The sequence below is a fragment of the Comamonas sp. AG1104 genome, from assembly GCF_003350425.1.
In the GTDB taxonomy this organism is placed as follows: Bacteria; Pseudomonadota; Gammaproteobacteria; order Burkholderiales; family Burkholderiaceae_C; genus Comamonas; species Comamonas testosteroni.
The window spans coordinates 448,493-464,388 of the sequence record NZ_QQAS01000001.1 but is presented as its reverse complement, the minus strand read 5'-3'; the positions used below and the strand labels follow the sequence as shown (position 1 = coordinate 464,388).

Annotated in this window: 15 protein-coding genes; 10 read left to right on the top strand and 5 right to left on the bottom strand. The window is 62.7% G+C overall.

Annotated features, from left to right (window positions below):
* Positions 1–488 precede the first annotated feature (488 nt).
* The 6 genes from DFO48_RS02100 to DFO48_RS02075 are packed head-to-tail and all read left to right on the top strand — an operon-like array spanning position 489 to position 5,904.
* A complete protein-coding gene (locus DFO48_RS02100; protein WP_114862381.1) occupies positions 489–1,238 on the top strand; it encodes an energy-coupling factor ABC transporter ATP-binding protein in 750 nt (249 codons plus the stop codon).
* Entirely contained in the window at positions 1,231–1,824 is a 594-nt protein-coding gene (locus DFO48_RS02095) for an energy-coupling factor transporter transmembrane protein EcfT (RefSeq protein WP_114862380.1), read from the top strand. The genes DFO48_RS02100 and DFO48_RS02095 overlap by 8 nt, the downstream gene beginning before the upstream one ends.
* 10 nt (positions 1,825–1,834) lie before the next feature.
* The gene (locus DFO48_RS02090; protein WP_003079721.1) at positions 1,835–2,428 is read left to right on the top strand and encodes a biotin transporter BioY; all 594 of its coding nucleotides are present in this window, start codon (positions 1,835–1,837) and stop codon (positions 2,426–2,428) included.
* Complete coding sequence (locus DFO48_RS02085) at positions 2,425–3,936, top strand: AMP-binding protein (RefSeq protein WP_114862379.1); 1,512 nt, start codon at positions 2,425–2,427, stop codon at positions 3,934–3,936. Before DFO48_RS02090 ends, DFO48_RS02085 begins: the two co-directional genes overlap by 4 nt.
* A gap of 5 nt (positions 3,937–3,941) precedes the next feature.
* Entirely contained in the window at positions 3,942–5,165 is a 1,224-nt protein-coding gene (locus tag DFO48_RS02080) for an acetyl-CoA C-acyltransferase (RefSeq protein WP_114862378.1), read from the top strand.
* A 25-nt stretch (positions 5,166–5,190) separates the two neighbouring features.
* The gene (locus tag DFO48_RS02075; RefSeq protein ID WP_370449543.1) at positions 5,191–5,904 is read left to right on the top strand and encodes a nitroreductase; all 714 of its coding nucleotides are present in this window, start codon (positions 5,191–5,193) and stop codon (positions 5,902–5,904) included.
* Positions 5,905–6,157: 253 nt separating this feature from the next.
* Here DFO48_RS02075 and DFO48_RS02070 read toward each other — a convergent pair whose 3' ends face one another.
* The 4 genes from DFO48_RS02070 to DFO48_RS02055 all read right to left on the bottom strand — a co-directional run bounded on the left by DFO48_RS02070 (position 6,158) and on the right by DFO48_RS02055 (position 9,329).
* Positions 6,158–6,958 carry a MetQ/NlpA family ABC transporter substrate-binding protein gene (locus DFO48_RS02070; RefSeq protein ID WP_003079731.1) on the bottom strand — a complete coding sequence of 267 codons (801 nt, stop codon included), beginning with the start codon at positions 6,956–6,958 and terminating at the stop codon, positions 6,158–6,160.
* Between the two features lie 203 nt (positions 6,959–7,161).
* Positions 7,162–7,467, bottom strand: a complete 306-nt coding sequence (locus DFO48_RS02065) for a single-stranded DNA-binding protein (protein WP_003070059.1) — start codon at positions 7,465–7,467, stop codon at positions 7,162–7,164.
* A gap of 144 nt (positions 7,468–7,611) precedes the next feature.
* Positions 7,612–8,277 carry a methionine ABC transporter permease gene (locus DFO48_RS02060; RefSeq protein ID WP_003055731.1) on the bottom strand — a complete coding sequence of 222 codons (666 nt, stop codon included), beginning with the start codon at positions 8,275–8,277 and terminating at the stop codon, positions 7,612–7,614.
* 5 nt (positions 8,278–8,282) lie between these two features.
* Entirely contained in the window at positions 8,283–9,329 is a 1,047-nt protein-coding gene (locus DFO48_RS02055) for a methionine ABC transporter ATP-binding protein (RefSeq protein WP_114862376.1), read from the bottom strand.
* 327 nt (positions 9,330–9,656) lie between these two features.
* Between DFO48_RS02055 and DFO48_RS02050 the strand changes: the two genes are divergently transcribed.
* The 4 genes from DFO48_RS02050 to DFO48_RS02035 all read left to right on the top strand — a co-directional run bounded on the left by DFO48_RS02050 (position 9,657) and on the right by DFO48_RS02035 (position 14,899).
* Positions 9,657–10,067 (top strand): hypothetical protein, encoded by a 411-nt coding sequence (locus tag DFO48_RS02050; protein ID WP_114862689.1) that lies wholly within the window; start codon positions 9,657–9,659, stop codon positions 10,065–10,067.
* Between the two features lie 420 nt (positions 10,068–10,487).
* On the top strand, positions 10,488–11,873 hold the full coding sequence (locus DFO48_RS02045; RefSeq protein ID WP_114862375.1) for a DUF1329 domain-containing protein: 1,386 nt from the start codon (positions 10,488–10,490) through the stop codon (positions 11,871–11,873).
* A 123-nt stretch (positions 11,874–11,996) separates the two neighbouring features.
* Positions 11,997–13,394, top strand: coding sequence for a DUF1254 domain-containing protein (locus DFO48_RS02040; protein WP_114862374.1), 1,398 nt, complete (start codon positions 11,997–11,999; stop codon positions 13,392–13,394).
* Between the two features lie 17 nt (positions 13,395–13,411).
* Entirely contained in the window at positions 13,412–14,899 is a 1,488-nt protein-coding gene (locus DFO48_RS02035; RefSeq protein ID WP_233506277.1) for an MBL fold metallo-hydrolase, read from the top strand.
* On the opposite strand, the gene DFO48_RS02030 is transcribed toward DFO48_RS02035, so the two are convergent.
* Entirely contained in the window at positions 14,900–15,805 is a 906-nt protein-coding gene (locus DFO48_RS02030) for an MBL fold metallo-hydrolase (RefSeq protein ID WP_114862372.1), read from the bottom strand.
* Positions 15,806–15,896 lie beyond the last annotated feature (91 nt).

The window sequence follows — 15,896 nt, the reverse complement described above, 5'->3', positions numbered from 1 at the left end:
CCAATCTCGCGCCGGCTTGACTGCCTAAAGGCAGACGCCTGCAACAGGCTTGCGCTCATCAGCCATGCAAGCCGCGTCAAAACATGGCTATCCACGGCCAATCTCATGAATCTTCACGCCAGCACTCATGCAGATTGAACGAAGTTAGCCACTGAAGCCGGCAAGAACAGCACACAGAAATTCTTCACTCTGCAACACGCTGCCATCAGGCGTGCAACAGACACGAAATGCGGGGCAAACGACAACGACCGCCAGCCCAAAGTAAAGAAATCATTTCTTATAGAAAATTCACCTAAAAAGAGCTCAGATGGCAGTCTTTTGAAAGCAAATTCACAGCGCTAGAATCCGCCACCAACGCTGCCTCGCATGTTTGAAGCCGGGGCACGGTTTCAGATTCGCCCCCGTATGTCAGCCCTTTTCGTTTCTTGCCATCCACATTCCAGCCCGGCGCCTTGCAGCCCTGCCCTTGCCGCAGCAGGAGCTGGCGCATGAGCGGCGGTTTGCAGATCCCGGCCCCGCAAGGCGTGCAGTTGGTCGACATACGGCTGCAGCGTGGCCAGACCCAGGTGTTTGACGGCCTGAACCTGGCCCTGACGCAAAAGCGCATCGGCGTGATCGGCAACAACGGCGCGGGCAAATCGAGCCTGTTCCGCCTGCTTTGCGGACTTGAGCTGCCCCAGGCCGGACAGGTACTGGTGGATGGCATGCCCTTGCTGCAGGCGCGCCAGCACAAGCCCGGCCTGATCGGCCTGATGTTCCAGAACCCGGACGACCAGATCATCTTCCCCACTGTGGAGGAAGAACTGGCCCTGGGCCTGCGCCCCCAGGGCCTGAACAAGCAGCAGGCCAGAGCCAGGGCACGCGAGCTGCTGGCCGCGCGCGGTCTGGCCCACTGGGCCGAGCGGGCCGTTGGCAGCCTTAGCCAGGGCCAGCGCCAGCAGGTGTGCTGGCTCTCGCTGCTGATTGCCGCGCCGCAATTGCTGCTGCTGGACGAGCCCTTCGCCAGCCTGGACCTGCCCGGTCAGGCCCGCCTGGCCCAGGATATCGCTGCCGCGCCGCAACAGGTGCTGGTCTCCACCCATGTGCTCGACCATGTACGCGACTTTGAACGTGTGATCTGGCTGGAGCAAGGCCGGCTGCGTGGCGACGGAGCGGGCCGCGACATCTGCAGCGCCTACGAGGCCTCAGTGCGGGAGCAGTTGCTGAAGAAAAGCGCGCACGGAGACCTGCATGGGTAGTCTCTACAGCGAAGTTGCGACCTGGCTGCATCGCTGGTCGGCCGGCCTCAAGCTCTTGCTGCTGGCGGTTTTCGGCACGCTATTGTTCTTGATGACCGACCCCTGGGTGCTGGCGGGCTGCGGCGTGGCTTGCCTGGTTCTCTGGATATCGCTGGGTCAGGCCACGCAGGTGGCGCGCCGGCTGATGCGCTCGGTGATCGTCGCGGCGCTGCTGGTGGCGGGCTTTCATGTTTTCATGGGCAACCCTGTGCTGGCAGCCCTCAGCAGTCTGCGGCTGGTCTGTGCCTCGACTCTGGGCATTGCGCTGACCATCACCACGCGCCCCAGCGATCTGGTTGAGGTGCTGGAATGGCTGCTGGCCCCGCTGGCCCGCCTGGGCATCCCCACCGAGCGCGTGGCCATGCAGCTTGCACTCATGCTGCGCTTTACCGAACATTTCTTTGTGCAATGGACAAAGCTGGACGAGGCATACCGCCTGCGCACCGGCAAAAGCGGCGGTCTGCGCCTGATTGCACCGCTGATGATTCATATGCTGCAGGCCACGCGCCGTGTAGCCGACGCCCTCTGGGCAAGACTGGGTTTCTAGGAGAGCATTGATGACTACCACTCCCTCTCACACCGTATCGCGCGGCGGCGCACGCTCCATGGCTCAGGTGTCTCTGTTCGCCGCACTGATGGCCGTGATGGGCCTGATTCCCAAGATCGACCTGCCGTTCGGCGTGCCCATCACCATCCAGTCGCTGGGCGTGATGCTGGCAGGCGTCATGCTCGGGCCCTGGCGCGGCCTGCAGTCCATGGCGCTGTTTCTCGCGGCCGTGGCCGTGGGCCTGCCCCTGTTGTCTGGCGGCCGCGGCGGCATCGGCGTCTTCATGGCGCCTTCTGCCGGCTATCTGATCGGCTATATGCTGGCCGCCGCCGTGACCGGCGCCATCATGGCCGCCCTGCCGCAAAGCACGCCACGTCGCACAGCGCTCAGCGCCTTCATCGCCTCCTTGATCGGCGGCCTGCTGTGCCTGCATGCCTTTGGCGTGCTGGGCCTGATGCTGGTCGCCAAGATGAGCCTGAGTCAGGCCTTTGCCGTGACGCTGGCCTTTGTGCCCGGCGACTTCATCAAATGCATTCTCTGCGCCATCATCGTCCACACCGTGGCGCGCGGAATGCCTGACTGGCGCTTTGGCGGTCGCCGGTGAACGCGCTGTCCGCTGCAGCGCCGCTGCAGGGCTTCTGGCAGCTGGTTCACGGCCCGCTGGCCCATTGGGCGCAGCACCGGCCCGATGTGGTGGCCCTGCAAAGCGAGGCCGATTCCTGGACCTTTGGCCGGCTGCATGCCGAGGTCGAGCAGCGCTCGGCACGCCTGGTGGCGCAACGCGCGCCGCACATGCTGCTGCTGGATGCCAGCCGCTCCACGCTGGAGCGACTGGTGGATTTTCTGGCCGTGATCCACAGCGGCCGCTGCGCAGCTGTCGCCGACCCCGACTGGCAACCGGCTGTGCGCCAGCGCATTGAAAGCTGGCTGCCCAAGCAGCCCTGCGAACTGGAATCGGCAGCACCGACGGCAGCCTTCTATACAGGCTTTACCTCGGGCAGCACCGGCCTGCCCAAGGGCTTCAAGCGCCACCATCTGTCGTGGACGGAGAGCTTTCGCGTCGGGCTGCAGGATTTCGGCCCTGTCGTCGCCCAGCGCACGCTGGCGCCGGGGCGCATCTCGCACTCGCTGTTTCTGTTCGGGGCCATGCAAGGCATCTGGTATGGCTGCGGCGCCGTCATGCAGGAGAAGTTCTCGGCCTCGCGCTGTCTCACAACCCTGGCGCGTGGCGATACCCCCTGCCTCATCGCCGTGCCCAGCCAGTTGTTGCTGATGCTGCAATGGGCGGAGCATCGACAACTCGCACCGATTCCCGAGGTCGAACTGATCACCATCAGCGGCGCGCGCTGGATGCGCGCCCACACGCCGGCGCTGCGTGCCCTGTTCCCCCGGGCCCGCATCATCGAGTTCTACGGCGCCTCCGAGGCCAGTTTTGTGGCCTGGATGGATGCCGACGAAGCCAGCGGCCCGCAGGCCGTGGGCAGGCCATTCAGCAATGTGGAGCTATCCATTCGCCCCACCGGCAGCGATGCCGCCGAGAATGCGCTGGCCGAGCATGGCACCCGCCACGTCAGTGACGGCCTGATCTATATCCGCAGCCCCATGCTGTTCATGGACTATGTGGGCGATGCCCATGACGCCACGGCCGTGCTGCGCGATGGCGACTGGCTGTCCGTGCGCGACATGGGCCATATCGACGAACGCGGCATGCTGTGCCTGGCAGGCCGCCAGAGCCGCATGATCGTCACCCAGGGCAAGAACCTGTTTCCCGAGGAGGTGGAGAACCTGCTGGCCAGCCACCCGGCCATTGCCCAGGTCTCGCTGCACGGCCAGGCCGATGCACTGCGCGGCCTGCAGGTACACGCGGTGCTGCAATGGAGGCCGCAGACCGAGGCGCCTTCGGCCCTGGAGCTGAACCAGTGGCTGCGCGAGCGCACCGAAGCCTTCAAGGTGCCGCGCCAGTGGTGGATCTGCGAGCACTGGCCACAGACAGCCAGCGGCAAGACCGATCACGGCCAGCTGGCCCAGGCCCTGCGCGCCCGGATGACAGCGCCGGCCGATGCTGGCATATCCCCTGCCCAGCTCCCCGCATTGCGGCCATGGCAGAGTTGAGGCCCATGCCAAGCAAGACCCCCATCATTGCCTGGGCCCGCAGCCCGGTGGCTCCGCTAGGCTCGGCCCTGGCCCGGCTCAGTCCCCATGAACTGGGCCGGCCGCTGCTGCTGTCACTGCTGCAGCAAAGCGGCTTGCCGGCCCATGCCGTGGACGCGATCGTCATCGGCAACGCCCTGGGCGCCGGCGGCAACCCGGCGCGCATGCTGGCACTGGCCGCCGGCCTGCCCGACAATTGCGCCGCACACACCATCGATACCCAGTGCTGCTCGGGCCTGGATGCCGTGGCCATGGCCGTGGGTCTGCTGCAATCGGGTCAGGCCGAGGTGGTGATTGCCGGCGGCATCGAGGCCTGGAGCCGCGCCCCCATCCGCCAGACCCGCCCGCTACACCCCGGCGAGCAACCCCAGTGCTACGAGCGCCCGCCATTTGCCCCCGACCCCGAGCGCGACCCCGATATGCTGCAGTCGGCAGCCGACTATGCGCTCGCGCATGGCTTCAGCCGCAGCCAGCAGGAGCAGTATGCGCTGCTGAGCCACAGCCGGGCCCTGGCCGCCCAGGCGCAGCTCGCCCCCGAAATCGTGCCTGTGGCAGGGCTTGCGGCAGACGTCTATCCGCGTGCCCTCCAGCCCGGGCGTGCCGCGCGCATGCCGGTGGTGGCCCGGGGCAGCCATGAGGGTTCGAGTGCCGACGAAATCACCGCCCATGCGCTCAGTACGCTGACCATCTCGGCCAAGGCCGATGGTGCGGCCCTGCTGTTGCTGGCCACGCCCGAGGCCTGCGCCCGCTGGAATCTGCAGCCACGCGCACAATGGCTGGCCAGCGCCAGCGTGGGCGCTGCGCCAGAGACTCCACTGCTTGCCGCCATTGCGGCAGCGCAGATGGCGCTGGCCCGAGGCAGCCATGCGCTGGCCGGGTCGCACAAGTCGCCGTTGCAGGCCCAGGATCTTTCGACCATCGAACTGCATGACGCCTTTGCCGTGCAAGGCCTGGCTTTCTGCGCCGCCATGGGCCTTGCGCCCGAGCAGATCAACAGCGCGGGCGGCGGCCTGGCGCGCGGCCACCCGATAGGCGCGTCGGGCGCGATTGCGCTGGTGCGCTGCCTGACTCAGCTTGAGTATCAGGCCCAGTCATCGACACCCAAGACCTCACTCGGCCTGGCTGCCATTGCCGGCGCCGGCGGCATTGGCGCGGCAACCCTGGTGCAATGGCTGCAAGCCACCCCCTGAATTCATTTTTGATAGCTACCACCCCATGTCCAGCAAAGGCTCAACTGCTACACCACTTGAAAGCATCGACTTGCCGGCAGGCATGGCGCTGATGCAGCAGCGCCGCTCCACACGTGCTTTCCTGCCCGATGCCGTGCCTGATGCGCTGCTGCAGCAGCTGCTGCTGACGGCGCGCCAGGCGCCCAGCGGCGGCAATCTGCAGCCAGGCCAGCTGATCGCAGTGCGCGGCAAGCTGCGCGAGCAGCTGACTGCCGCCCTGCTGCAGGACGTTGAAAGCCAGGTGCCCGAATGCGAGGACTACACCTACTTTCCGCGCCCCATGCCCATGCAGCTTCGCAAGCGCCAGGTGGCTTCGGCACAGGCGCTTTACGGCGCCCTGGGCGTGGCGCGCGATGACCGCGCCGGGCGCGAAGCACAATTTGCGCGCAACTACCGCTTCTTCGATGCACCCGTGGCGCTGGTCGTCACCATCGACGCCCATTACGGCCCCGGCGGCTATATGGATCTGGGCATGACACTCTACGGCCTGCAACTGGCAGCCGCCGCCATGGGCCTGGGCAGTTGCGCCATCGGCGCCCTGGCCTCCTACCCAGCCACCGTGCGCCGCGTGCTGGGCCTGGTCGAGAGCAAACACATCGTCTGCGGCCTGGCCCTGGGCTGGGCCGACGACTCAGCCCCCGTCAACCAGACACGCACGAACCGTGCCCCTATCGCCGAGTGGTTTCAGACGCTTGAATAAATGAGCAGCTAGCGCAATCCCACAATAGATTTCAAGCAACTTTCTATCTAAGATTCAATATAAACAAGCGCCATAAGCTATCAAATAAAGAGCAATAAAAAAGCGCTGCAAGTGCAGCGCTTAGTTAAATGCCTCAGAAACAGGCATACCCCAGCAAAGAGACAGCAAGCAAGAGCCGCCTCGCAGCGAGGCTGTCGTCCCCCTTGGGGGCGCCCGGCCAGGGGAAGGCACGAAGCGCCTCAGGGGGGAGTCATCAGAACGCCGGGAAGACCGAGCCCTTGAACTCCTTGTCGATGAACTGGCGCACCTCATCGGAGTGATAGGACTTGATCAGCTGGGCGACCCAGGGCTGATTCTTGTCGGCATCGCGCACCACCATGATGTTCACATAGGGGTTCTTGGCCGACTCCAGCGCAATCGCATCCTTCTTGGGGTTCAGACCAGCCGAGATCGCGAAATTGGTGTTGACGGTGGAGGCATCCAGATCGTCCAGCGAACGTGGCAACTGGGCCGCATCCAGCTCGACGAACTTGAGCTTCTTGGGGTTGGAGACCACATCCAGGGGCGTCGCCTTCAGGCCCGCGCCCTCCTTGAGCTTGATCAGACCCTGGGTCTGCAGCAGCAGCAGCGCGCGGCCACCATTGGTGGGGTCGTTGGGGAGGCCGAACTTGGCGCCGGTGGGGAGCTCGGACAAGGCCTTGATCTTCTTGGAGTAGATGCCGATGGGGAAATTCACCGTGTCGGCCACCCAGCTGATCTTGTAGCCGCGATCCTTGATCTGAGCATCCAGATAGGGGCGGTGCTGGTAGCTGTTGGCATCCAGATCGCCGGCGGCCAGTGCCGCATTGGGCTGGACATAGTCGCCGAACTCGATGACCTTGAGGTTCAGGCCGTTCTTGGCAGCAACCTTTTTGACCACTTCCATGATCTGCGCGTGAGGACCGGCGGTCACGCCGATCTTGATGGTCTTGTCCTGGGCCTGGGCGGCAAAACCCAGGGTGGCCGCAGCAGCCACGGCCAATGTGGTGCGCAAAAGCGAGCGCTTGTTCAACATGCAGATTCCTTGTGCCAAAGATTGAGAGTGGCTAAGACTGTAGCGTCAGTTTCATGTGCCAGCGCGCTGTTTCTTAGACAGATTGCTCAGATGCAAACTACAGATTGGCAATACAAGCCGCAACGGCTTGCATGCGACAACCCAAGCGCCCACAAAAAAGCCCGCTCCTTCACGGTGGCGGGCTTGTCTGCATGCGCAGGCTGTCAAAGATCGGACATCGTGGGTGCTGCCAGCACCTGCTGGGCCACCACGTCAAGCACAGCATGGGACTCGTCTTGCCTGTCGATCCAGACCTTGGGCGTGAAGCTGCCACGCAAGGCAATCGCATCGCCTTCGGAGAGACTGCGCAGCACGGCGCAAGGTGCATTGTCAAAAGCGACGATATTCACGGGAATCGAGGAGCCGTCGCCGGCATTGGCTCGCATGCGAGCCACCATATAGGGGCGGCGGTTGCGGTCTACGCGACTCTCGGGGATGCCGGTCAGTCGGCCGGTAATCAAACCATCCATCATTTGCTGTTATCTACCCAGAAAAAATCATGGCCGCCCTTGAGCAAGAGCGGCCTTTCAAAAAATTTTGAACCTGCATTTTAGGGCGGCACCTGTTTCCAGGCAGCAGCCCTTTTCTTAATTTTTTGTAATGTACGGCACGGCTCAGCGATGGCTCAGACGGCGCACGGCCCAGTCGCCCAGGCTTTGAATGGCTTGCACAAAGAAGATCAGGATGATCACCACAACCAGCATCACATCGGGCAGGAAGCGCTGGTAGCCGTAGCGAATACCCAGGTCGCCCAGGCCGCCGCCGCCAATGGCGCCCGCCATGGCCGAGTAGCCGGTCAGGCTGACGAAGCTGATGGTCAGACCTGCGACGATGCCAGGCAGCGCCTCGGGCAGCAGCACCTTCCAGACGATCTGACCGGTGGTTGCGCCCATGGACTGGGCCGCTTCGATCAGGCCGCCATCAACTTCACGCAAGGCGGTCTCCACCAGACGGGCCACAAAAGGCGCCGCCGCAATCGTCAACGGCACCACGGCCGCCCAGGTGCCGATGGAAGAGCCCGTGATCAGACGCGTCAGCGGAATGATGGCCACCAGCAAGATGATGAAGGGGGTCGAGCGCAGCGCATTCACGATCCAGCCAACAACCTTGTTGGCCGGGCCATTCTGCAAGATGCCGCCATGGTCGGTCAGGCGCAGGAAGACGCCCAGCGGAATACCGATCAGACCGCCGATCAGGCCCGAGATGCCGACCATGATCAGCGTCTCCCAGAAGGAATCCAGCAGCAGCTGGAGCATCATTTCCGAAAAATTCTCAAACATCGCTCTCAATCCTTGCTGGACACGATCTGCACTTGCACACCGCTGGCGCGCAGGTGCTCTACGGCCGCGTCAATCTTGGCGGCCTCGCCGCTGGCGTACACTGCCAGCGAGCCAAAGGTCTGCTCCTGGATCTCATCGATCTGGCCATGCAGAATCGACAGATCCAGACCCAGCTCGCGAATCAGGTGCGAGAGAATCGGCTGATAGGCGCTCTCACCCGCATAGGACAGACGCAACAACTGGCCTTGCTGGCCGGGCTGCAGCTGAGCGGCCAGCTGGTTCACGCGGGTCATCACGGATTCTGGCAACTGCTGGGGCACGATCTCGTCGATCAGGCTCTTGGTGATCGCCTTCTGAGGGCGGGTGAAGACATCGATCACGGGCCCCAGCTCGGCGATCTCGCCACCGTCGATCACGGCCACGCGGTCGGCAATCTGCTTGATGACCAGCATCTGGTGGGTGATCAGCACCACGGTCACACCCAGCTCGCGGTTGACCTTGCGCAGCAGATCCAGAATGGAACGCGTGGTTTCGGGATCCAGCGCCGAAGTGGCTTCGTCGCTGAGCAGGACCTTGGGGTTGCTGGCCAGCGCCCGGGCAATGCCCACGCGCTGTTTCTGGCCGCCGGAAATCTGGGCCGGATAGCGGTCGGCCAGATGATCCAGGCCCACCAGCTCCAGCAGCGGCGTCACGCGCTGGTAAATCTCGTCCTTGGAAATACCGGCCAGCTCCAGCGGCAGGGCCACGTTGTCATACACGGTACGCGAGGACAGCAGATTGAAGTGCTGGAACACCATGCCGATGTCGCGGCGCGCGGCGCGCAGCTCGCCATCGGACAGCTGCATGAGGTCGCGTCCGTTGACGATGACCTTGCCTTCCGTGGGGCGGTTGAGCAGATTCAGGCAGCGCACCAGCGAGCTTTTGCCCGCGCCGGAGCGGCCGATGATGCCGAACACCTCGCCCGAAGCGATTTCCAGATTGATGCCGCGCAAGGCGTGCACAGGGCCCTTGGGGCCTTTGTATGTCAGGGATAAATCCCGAATTTCTATCATGAAAAATATTGCGTATCACGCATGAACAATGCGCTTGACGCTATCAAAAGTGATTATTCCCATCCCAGCTGCAGCGCTGCCGGGCAGCGGGCAATGCAGGCCTTCTTCTGGTAGATGCCGGCAGATCAAGCCAGCCTACTTTTAGTAGTAACCCTCAATAATGCCTGAGTCTAGGCAAACCTGAGAGCAACTGGGACAAGTGAATTCACTTATGGCGCCGCCAGCACGGCATCAAACGCAGGCCTTGCCCGGGCCTGTCCCCACTGGCGGCACGGCCTTGCAGGCCTTAGCATGCTGGCATCTGCCTCTGGTTTTCTCTGCCGCCCTATGCAGCCGCCCCCTCTGCCCATCCGTGTTGAATGCCCACCCGGCGCCTGCGACTGCCGGCGCGAGCAGTTGCTTGGCACGCCGGACGCGGATCTGCGCATTCTGCAGCTCACGCGCGAGGAAGAGAAAAAGCTGCTGCAGCGCCTGGAGAGCATCAGCAGCCTGGTCGATCTAGAGCATATGCAGCAGCGCATTCACGCGCTCTTGGGCCTGGAGATACGCATCACCCCCGGCAACAACGAGGTGCGCACCATGCGCGGCATCCAGATCGATCTTGGCGATATGCCCGGTCTATGCCGCAAAACGCGCCAGAGCATTCCTGCCGCGATCCGCAAGGGGCTGGAGCGCAAGCCCGAGATTGCCTGGGCCCTGCTGGATGCGCATGACCTGTTTGGCATGCCCGGCAGCTGAGCCAAGCACCGGCAACGCCCGGCAGAAAAGTAGACACTTCGCCACCTGATCCTTCAGACACCGGTAGTCCTTGCGGTCTACGTCGCCCCGCCCATGGCGGCCTTTCGCTTTTAAAGGCATCACGCCGGGCCTCCCTTAAGCGCATTTTCATCTTGGTTTTCCCTAGGTCATCTACCACAGGTTTTCCCTTGCTTGCCCGAGTCGGCGCGGGGCCGGAGCGGCAGTCTGTCTCTGTGGTGACTTCGCTAGGCGTTAGTGGCTAGTCCAAACGAGCGATGGCGAGCCGCAAAGCTCGCTTGAACATTGAATTCGTCAACAGGCGTCAAGTCAGCGACTAGCTGACCTGGACTAGACCTTGGCCCGATTCGCGGGCAGATCGATAGTGCAAATGCTGCACACATACATCTTTGAGGATTCGTGATGGAAAGCAACCTGAGCTACCGCGCCCTGATCGCGCTGACCGTGACCGGCGTCATGGCTGGTGCAGCCACCGCCAAAGGCAGCCCCGAAGAAATTGAAAAGCTGGGCAAGTCCTTGACCTGTATCGGTGCCGAAAAGGCCGGCACCGCCAGCGGCGTGCCCGAATATACGGGCAAGTGGCTGGGAACGCCACCTGGAATTCAGTACACGCCGCACGTGGGTCAGCACCCGGTGGACCCCTATGCCAATGAAAAGCCTTTGTTCTCCATCACGGCCGAGAATGCGGCCAAGTACGCCGCCAATCTGACCGAGGGCCAGAAGGCCATGTTTGCGCGCTACCCCAAGACCTTCAGCATTCCCGTGTATCCGGGCCACCGCGACTTCCGCTATCCGGACTTTGCCTGTGCCTCGGCCAAAGCCAATGCGCAGAACGCCGTGATCAACGCCGATGGAATGGGGGCTGACAACGCGGTCAAGGGTGCCATACCGTTCCCCTTCCCCAAGACCGGCATGGAGCTGGCCTTCAACAACCTGTTTCCGCTGCGCGCGTTCACCGAACACACGCTGCGTGACAACGCCTATGTGATGCAGGATGGCTCCACCGTCTTCGGCCGCGCCGACAACCGCAGCATGAGCCTGCTGCACTCCCCCGAGCAGGCCGGCAAGCCGCTGGAAGGCACCATGGCCCAGGGCATGAATGCGGTCAAGCTGCCCGAACGCGAGAAAGGTGGGGTCAGCGTCAGCCGGGAGCCGGTCAACTTCAGCAAGGACAAGCGCCTGGGCTGGAGCTATGATCCGGGCACACGCCGGGTGCGCCAGATTCCCGAGTATGGTTTTGACCAGCCCATGGGTGGCGGTGTGGGCGCCAAGATGACGATTGACTCCGACCGTCTCTTCAATGGCTCGCCCGAGCGCTACAACTGGAAAAATCTGGGCAAGAAGGAAATCTACATTCCCGCCAACGCGTACAAGATTCACGCCAATACCGTGAAGTACGCCGACCTGCTCAAGCCCGGCCATGCCAACCCCGAATACATGCGCTACGAACTGCGCCGCGTCTGGGTGCTGGAAGCCACGCTCAAGGAAGGCTATCGCCATCTCTATGGCAAGCGCGTGCTTTTCCTTGACGAAGACACCGGCCACGCCGTAATGAGCGACTTCTACGATGCACGTGGCAACCTGTGGCAGCAAGGCCTCATCAATTACTACTACGCGTTCGACTCCAACGCCTGGCATGCGGGCACGGCCTTCTACCACGACCTGATCGGCGGCGGCTACGTGGCCTACAACCTGTTCCAGGAACGCCCCAAGGGCCCCGTGCTCAACAAGGGAGACATGACCCCCTCCATGTTCACCCCTGAAGCCACACGCAACGCCGGCACCTGAGCGGCTTGTTCCCCATGAGCGGCCAGCACACGCGGTATGCGGTGCTCGCCGCAGAAAAGGCCGGGCCGGGATGGAAAAAGCCAACGGCCTCGGTCATCACCACAACAACACCATCTCAATCACATGTCAAAGTTGAATCGCGCCGGGCTGCGCGCCATGGCAGCTGCTGCATTGGGCCTTTGCCTGGGCATGACCCATGCCCAGACATCCGTAGCCACCGAAGACCAGGCACTGGACAGCCTGATCCGCGAGGCCATGCTCTACGCCTACCCCTATCAGGAATTCATGAAAATGCGACATGAAGCCCTGGAGGTCAAGGACTCGCCCACCGCCACCACGCTCAACCACTTCCGCCACTCGCGCCACCTGGCCACGCCCAAGGACCGCTGGGCCAACGGCCCGATTCGCGACACCTTCTACTCCACGGCCTGGCTGGATCTCGAAAAGTCTCCGCTGGTGCTGTCCCTGCCCGAAACCCATGGCCGCTACTACGTGATCGCAATGATTGGCGCAGACCTCAACACCTTCTCCTACGTGGGCCGGCGCATTGGCGGCACCACGGCACGCAAGGTAGCCCTGGTCGGCCCGCGCTGGAGCGGCAAGATCCCACAGGTCGACCAGATCGTGCGCGCGCCTACGCGGGACGTCTATCTGAATCTGCGCGTGCTGGTCACCGGTGAAGATGACCTCAAGAGCGCCCATGCCGTGCAGGATGGGTTTCGCATGGAGCCTGTGCTCAAGACCCACGAAGAGAATCCCAAGATCAAGCCGCAAGCCCTGGACTGGAGCCGCTTTGTCGATGTGAGCAACGAGGCCCTGGTGCGCAACCCACCGCCCGGCACAGAGCAACCACTGCTGCAACGCTTTGCCAGCGTGGGCATCTGCGGCAAGGCCTGCAGCTGGGACAAGCTGCCCGAGTCCGTTCAACAGCGCTGGCTGGCTTTGGCACCCGAGATCGAGAAAAGCGAACTCAAAAATCGCCTGAATGCCGACCGCAAGACGACTGACCCTGGACACAGAAACGGCTGGACCCCCTATCGCCTGCCTGACGGCTTTGGCAGCAACTACGCCATGCGTGCCCAGTCGGCAGCCATGTCGGGCGGCATTCTGGGCCTGGAGGCCGCCGAGGCCACCTATTTCGCTGCCAGTGTGGACGGCAACAATCAGGCGCTCGGCAAGGGACAGGCTTACCGCCTGCATCTGCCCCAAGGCCGTCTGCCCTCAGATGCCTTCTGGTCCATCTCTCTTTATGAATTCGTGACCGGAGGCCAGTACATGGTGGACAACCCCATCAACCGCTACTCCATTGGCGACCGCACCAAGGGCATGAAGTTCAACGCCGACGGCAGCCTGGACATCTGGTTGCAGCCCACGGACCCGGGCCCAGAAAAGCGCGCCAACTGGCTGCCCACGCCCGAGAAGAACCTGTTCTACCTGATGGCCCGCGCCTACCAGCCCTGGCCCGAGGTGCTGGACCCTTCGTGGATTCTGGAGCCGGTGCAACGGATCAACGCCCAATGAATGCAGCAATGGCAAACATGAGAAAAGTATCTCGCCTCTCCCGATACGCCTTTGCCACAGCCCTGGCACTGAGCCAGTTCGGCACAGGCACGGCCAACGCCCACGATCAGGATGATCGCGGTGGCTCGGGAGCGAAAAGCCCCGCTGTGCTTGCTGCCCGCGCCCAGGTGTTCAAGGCCAATCCGCAGATGGTCAGGTCCATCATGGAAGGCGGTGGCTTTGGCACCGAGCTGTCGTATGCAGTAGCCAACAGCATGTACAGCCGAACCGACCAGAACGCCATTGCAGATGCCCGAGCCAAGCTCAAAGTCGAGGCCGTGGCTCCACGCACCTGGCTGCTGCGTTTCCCCATCGTCAACGTGGTGGTCTTCGAGACCGACGAAGGCCTGGTCTTGGTCGATAGCGGCTACGCACCTGCAGGCCCGGCCTTGGCCGAAACGCTGAAGAAGCTCAGCAACAAGCCGTTGCACACCGTCATCCTCACGCACTTTCATGCCGACCATGCCTTTGGCGCCTGGGCGTTGATGGACCAGAAGCCGCATGTAGTGACCGAGCAGCGCTTCATCTCCCAGATGGAGCTGGACATGCGCAGCAACGGTCTGATTGCACGCAACAACCAGCAAAGCGTGGCCGATGTGCCCCGGACCTGGGCAGATGCAGTTCGGCCCACCCAGACCTTCAGGGACAAGACCACACTCAAAATCGGCAGCGAAGACTTTGTGCTGACCCATGCGCGCGGCGAGACCGAAGACCAGATATGGGTTGCCGTTCCAGGCCGGAAAATCGTGGCCAGCGCGGATTATTTCCAGGGGTTTCTGCCCAATGCGGGCAACGGCAAGCGCCGCCAGCGCTACCCCGAGGAGTGGGCCCGGGCCCTGCGCGACATGGCAGCACTCAAACCCGAGCTGCTGCTGCCGGCGCATGGTCCGGCCATCACCAAGCCCGAGGAAATTCAGGACCGACTGCCCGCCCAGGCCCAGATGCTGGACAGCATCTCCAGGCAAGTGGTGGCCGGCCTGAACAGCGGAGTACGCCGCGATCAGGTCATTGAAAAAGTCGCACTGCCGCCGGAGCTGGCCCGGCGAAGCGATGCACGCGAGCTATATGTGTCTGCCAAGGACATAGGCCGCATGGTGGTCAGCGAGTACAGCGGCTGGTGGGACGATATTCCATCGCACTGGCGCCCGGCGCCCCTGGCCAATGAGGCCAAAGAAATCGTGCAGCTAGCTGGCGGAGCCAGGCCGGTGATTCAGCGTGCAGTGGCGCTGGCAGACAGCAATCCGGAGCTGGCCTCCCATCTGGCCGACTGGGCCTGGTATGCAGACAGCGATGACCCCGAGGTAGTCCAAGGAGCGCTGAATGTCTATGCCAGACGTGTCGCCAAGCCTCTGCCCACACAGGAAGTGCTGGTCTATGCCGAGCACATGGTGCGCCTGCAGCTCAAGCTCAATGAGCTGAACAGCACACGCGCGGCCAGCGCCAGTCAGAGCAGCACAGCGCATTAATCACTGCTGCAGACCCTGAGGCAGCTGCCCATTCTTGGCAAAGGCATTGATGGGCAGCTGAATATAGGTGCGGCCGTCATCCTGTGCAGGCGGCAGCTTGCCGGCGCGCACATTGACCTGCACCGAGGGCAGAATCAGCGTGGGCATATCCAGCGTGGCATCGCGTGCAGTGCGCATCTGCACAAACTCCGACTCGCTGACGCCATCATGCACATGGATGTTGCTGTCGCGCTGGGCCTGTACCGTGGTCTGCCATTGCGGCTTGCGCCCCGCCGGAGGGTAATCGTGGCAGACAAAGATGCGGGTCTGCTCAGGCAGCGCCAGAATGCGCCGAATCGAACGATAAAGCGTCGCCGCATCGCCGCCGGGAAAGTCGGCACGTGCCGTGCCCACATCGGGCATGAACAGGGTATCGCCTACAAACACGGCATCCTCCACACGGTAGGCCATATCGGCAGGAGTATGGCCGGGCACATGCATGGCCAGCAACTCCAGCTGCCCCAGCGGCAGACGTTCGCCATCCTGCACCAGATGGTCGAACTGGCTGCCGTCGGGCAAGAAGCTGCGCTCGAAGTGATAGATCTTGCGAAACACGGCCTGCACATCGCAGATATGGGCTCCGATCGCCACCTTGCCGCCCAGATGGTGACGAATATGCTGGGCTGCGGAGAGATGATCCGCATGAGCGTGAGTCTCCAGAATCCACTGCAGCTGCCAGCCATTGGCTCGCACATAGTCGATCAGCTTGTCCGCGGAGCGGCTGCTCAGGGTGCCGGATTTGGGCTCGAAATCCAGCACCGGGTCAATCACTGCGGCCTGACCACTGATCGTATCGGCCAGAACATAGCTCACGGTACCGGTTGCCGCATCAAAAAACGGCTCGATATGCATCACATTGGCTGACATGGCGACTCCTAAAACGATGTACCCGAAACTCTGAAGCACACCAATCAATTTACTTTTTTATATAATATATGAAAATATTTTGAAAAGCAGA

What these genes read in the sequence shown, in the direction of transcription:
- DFO48_RS02100 (WP_114862381.1), top strand. Translation starts at nt 489, where the DNA reads ATGAGCGGCGGTTTGCAGATCCCGGCCCCGCAAGGCGTGCAGTTGGTC.
- DFO48_RS02095 (WP_114862380.1), top strand. Translation starts at nt 1,231, where the DNA reads ATGGGTAGTCTCTACAGCGAAGTTGCGACCTGGCTGCATCGCTGGTCG.
- DFO48_RS02090 (WP_003079721.1), top strand. Translation starts at nt 1,835, where the DNA reads ATGACTACCACTCCCTCTCACACCGTATCGCGCGGCGGCGCACGCTCC.
- DFO48_RS02080 (WP_114862378.1), top strand. Translation starts at nt 3,942, where the DNA reads ATGCCAAGCAAGACCCCCATCATTGCCTGGGCCCGCAGCCCGGTGGCT.
- DFO48_RS02075 (WP_370449543.1), top strand. Translation starts at nt 5,191, where the DNA reads ATGTCCAGCAAAGGCTCAACTGCTACACCACTTGAAAGCATCGACTTG.
- DFO48_RS02070 (WP_003079731.1), bottom strand. Translation starts at nt 6,958, where the DNA reads ATGTTGAACAAGCGCTCGCTTTTGCGCACCACATTGGCCGTGGCTGCT.
- DFO48_RS02065 (WP_003070059.1), bottom strand. Translation starts at nt 7,467, where the DNA reads ATGGATGGTTTGATTACCGGCCGACTGACCGGCATCCCCGAGAGTCGC.
- DFO48_RS02060 (WP_003055731.1), bottom strand. Translation starts at nt 8,277, where the DNA reads ATGTTTGAGAATTTTTCGGAAATGATGCTCCAGCTGCTGCTGGATTCC.
- DFO48_RS02055 (WP_114862376.1), bottom strand. Translation starts at nt 9,329, where the DNA reads ATGATAGAAATTCGGGATTTATCCCTGACATACAAAGGCCCCAAGGGC.
- DFO48_RS02050 (WP_114862689.1), top strand. Translation starts at nt 9,657, where the DNA reads ATGCAGCCGCCCCCTCTGCCCATCCGTGTTGAATGCCCACCCGGCGCC.
- DFO48_RS02045 (WP_114862375.1), top strand. Translation starts at nt 10,488, where the DNA reads ATGGAAAGCAACCTGAGCTACCGCGCCCTGATCGCGCTGACCGTGACC.
- DFO48_RS02040 (WP_114862374.1), top strand. Translation starts at nt 11,997, where the DNA reads ATGTCAAAGTTGAATCGCGCCGGGCTGCGCGCCATGGCAGCTGCTGCA.
- DFO48_RS02035 (WP_233506277.1), top strand. Translation starts at nt 13,412, where the DNA reads ATGAGAAAAGTATCTCGCCTCTCCCGATACGCCTTTGCCACAGCCCTG.
- DFO48_RS02030 (WP_114862372.1), bottom strand. Translation starts at nt 15,805, where the DNA reads ATGTCAGCCAATGTGATGCATATCGAGCCGTTTTTTGATGCGGCAACC.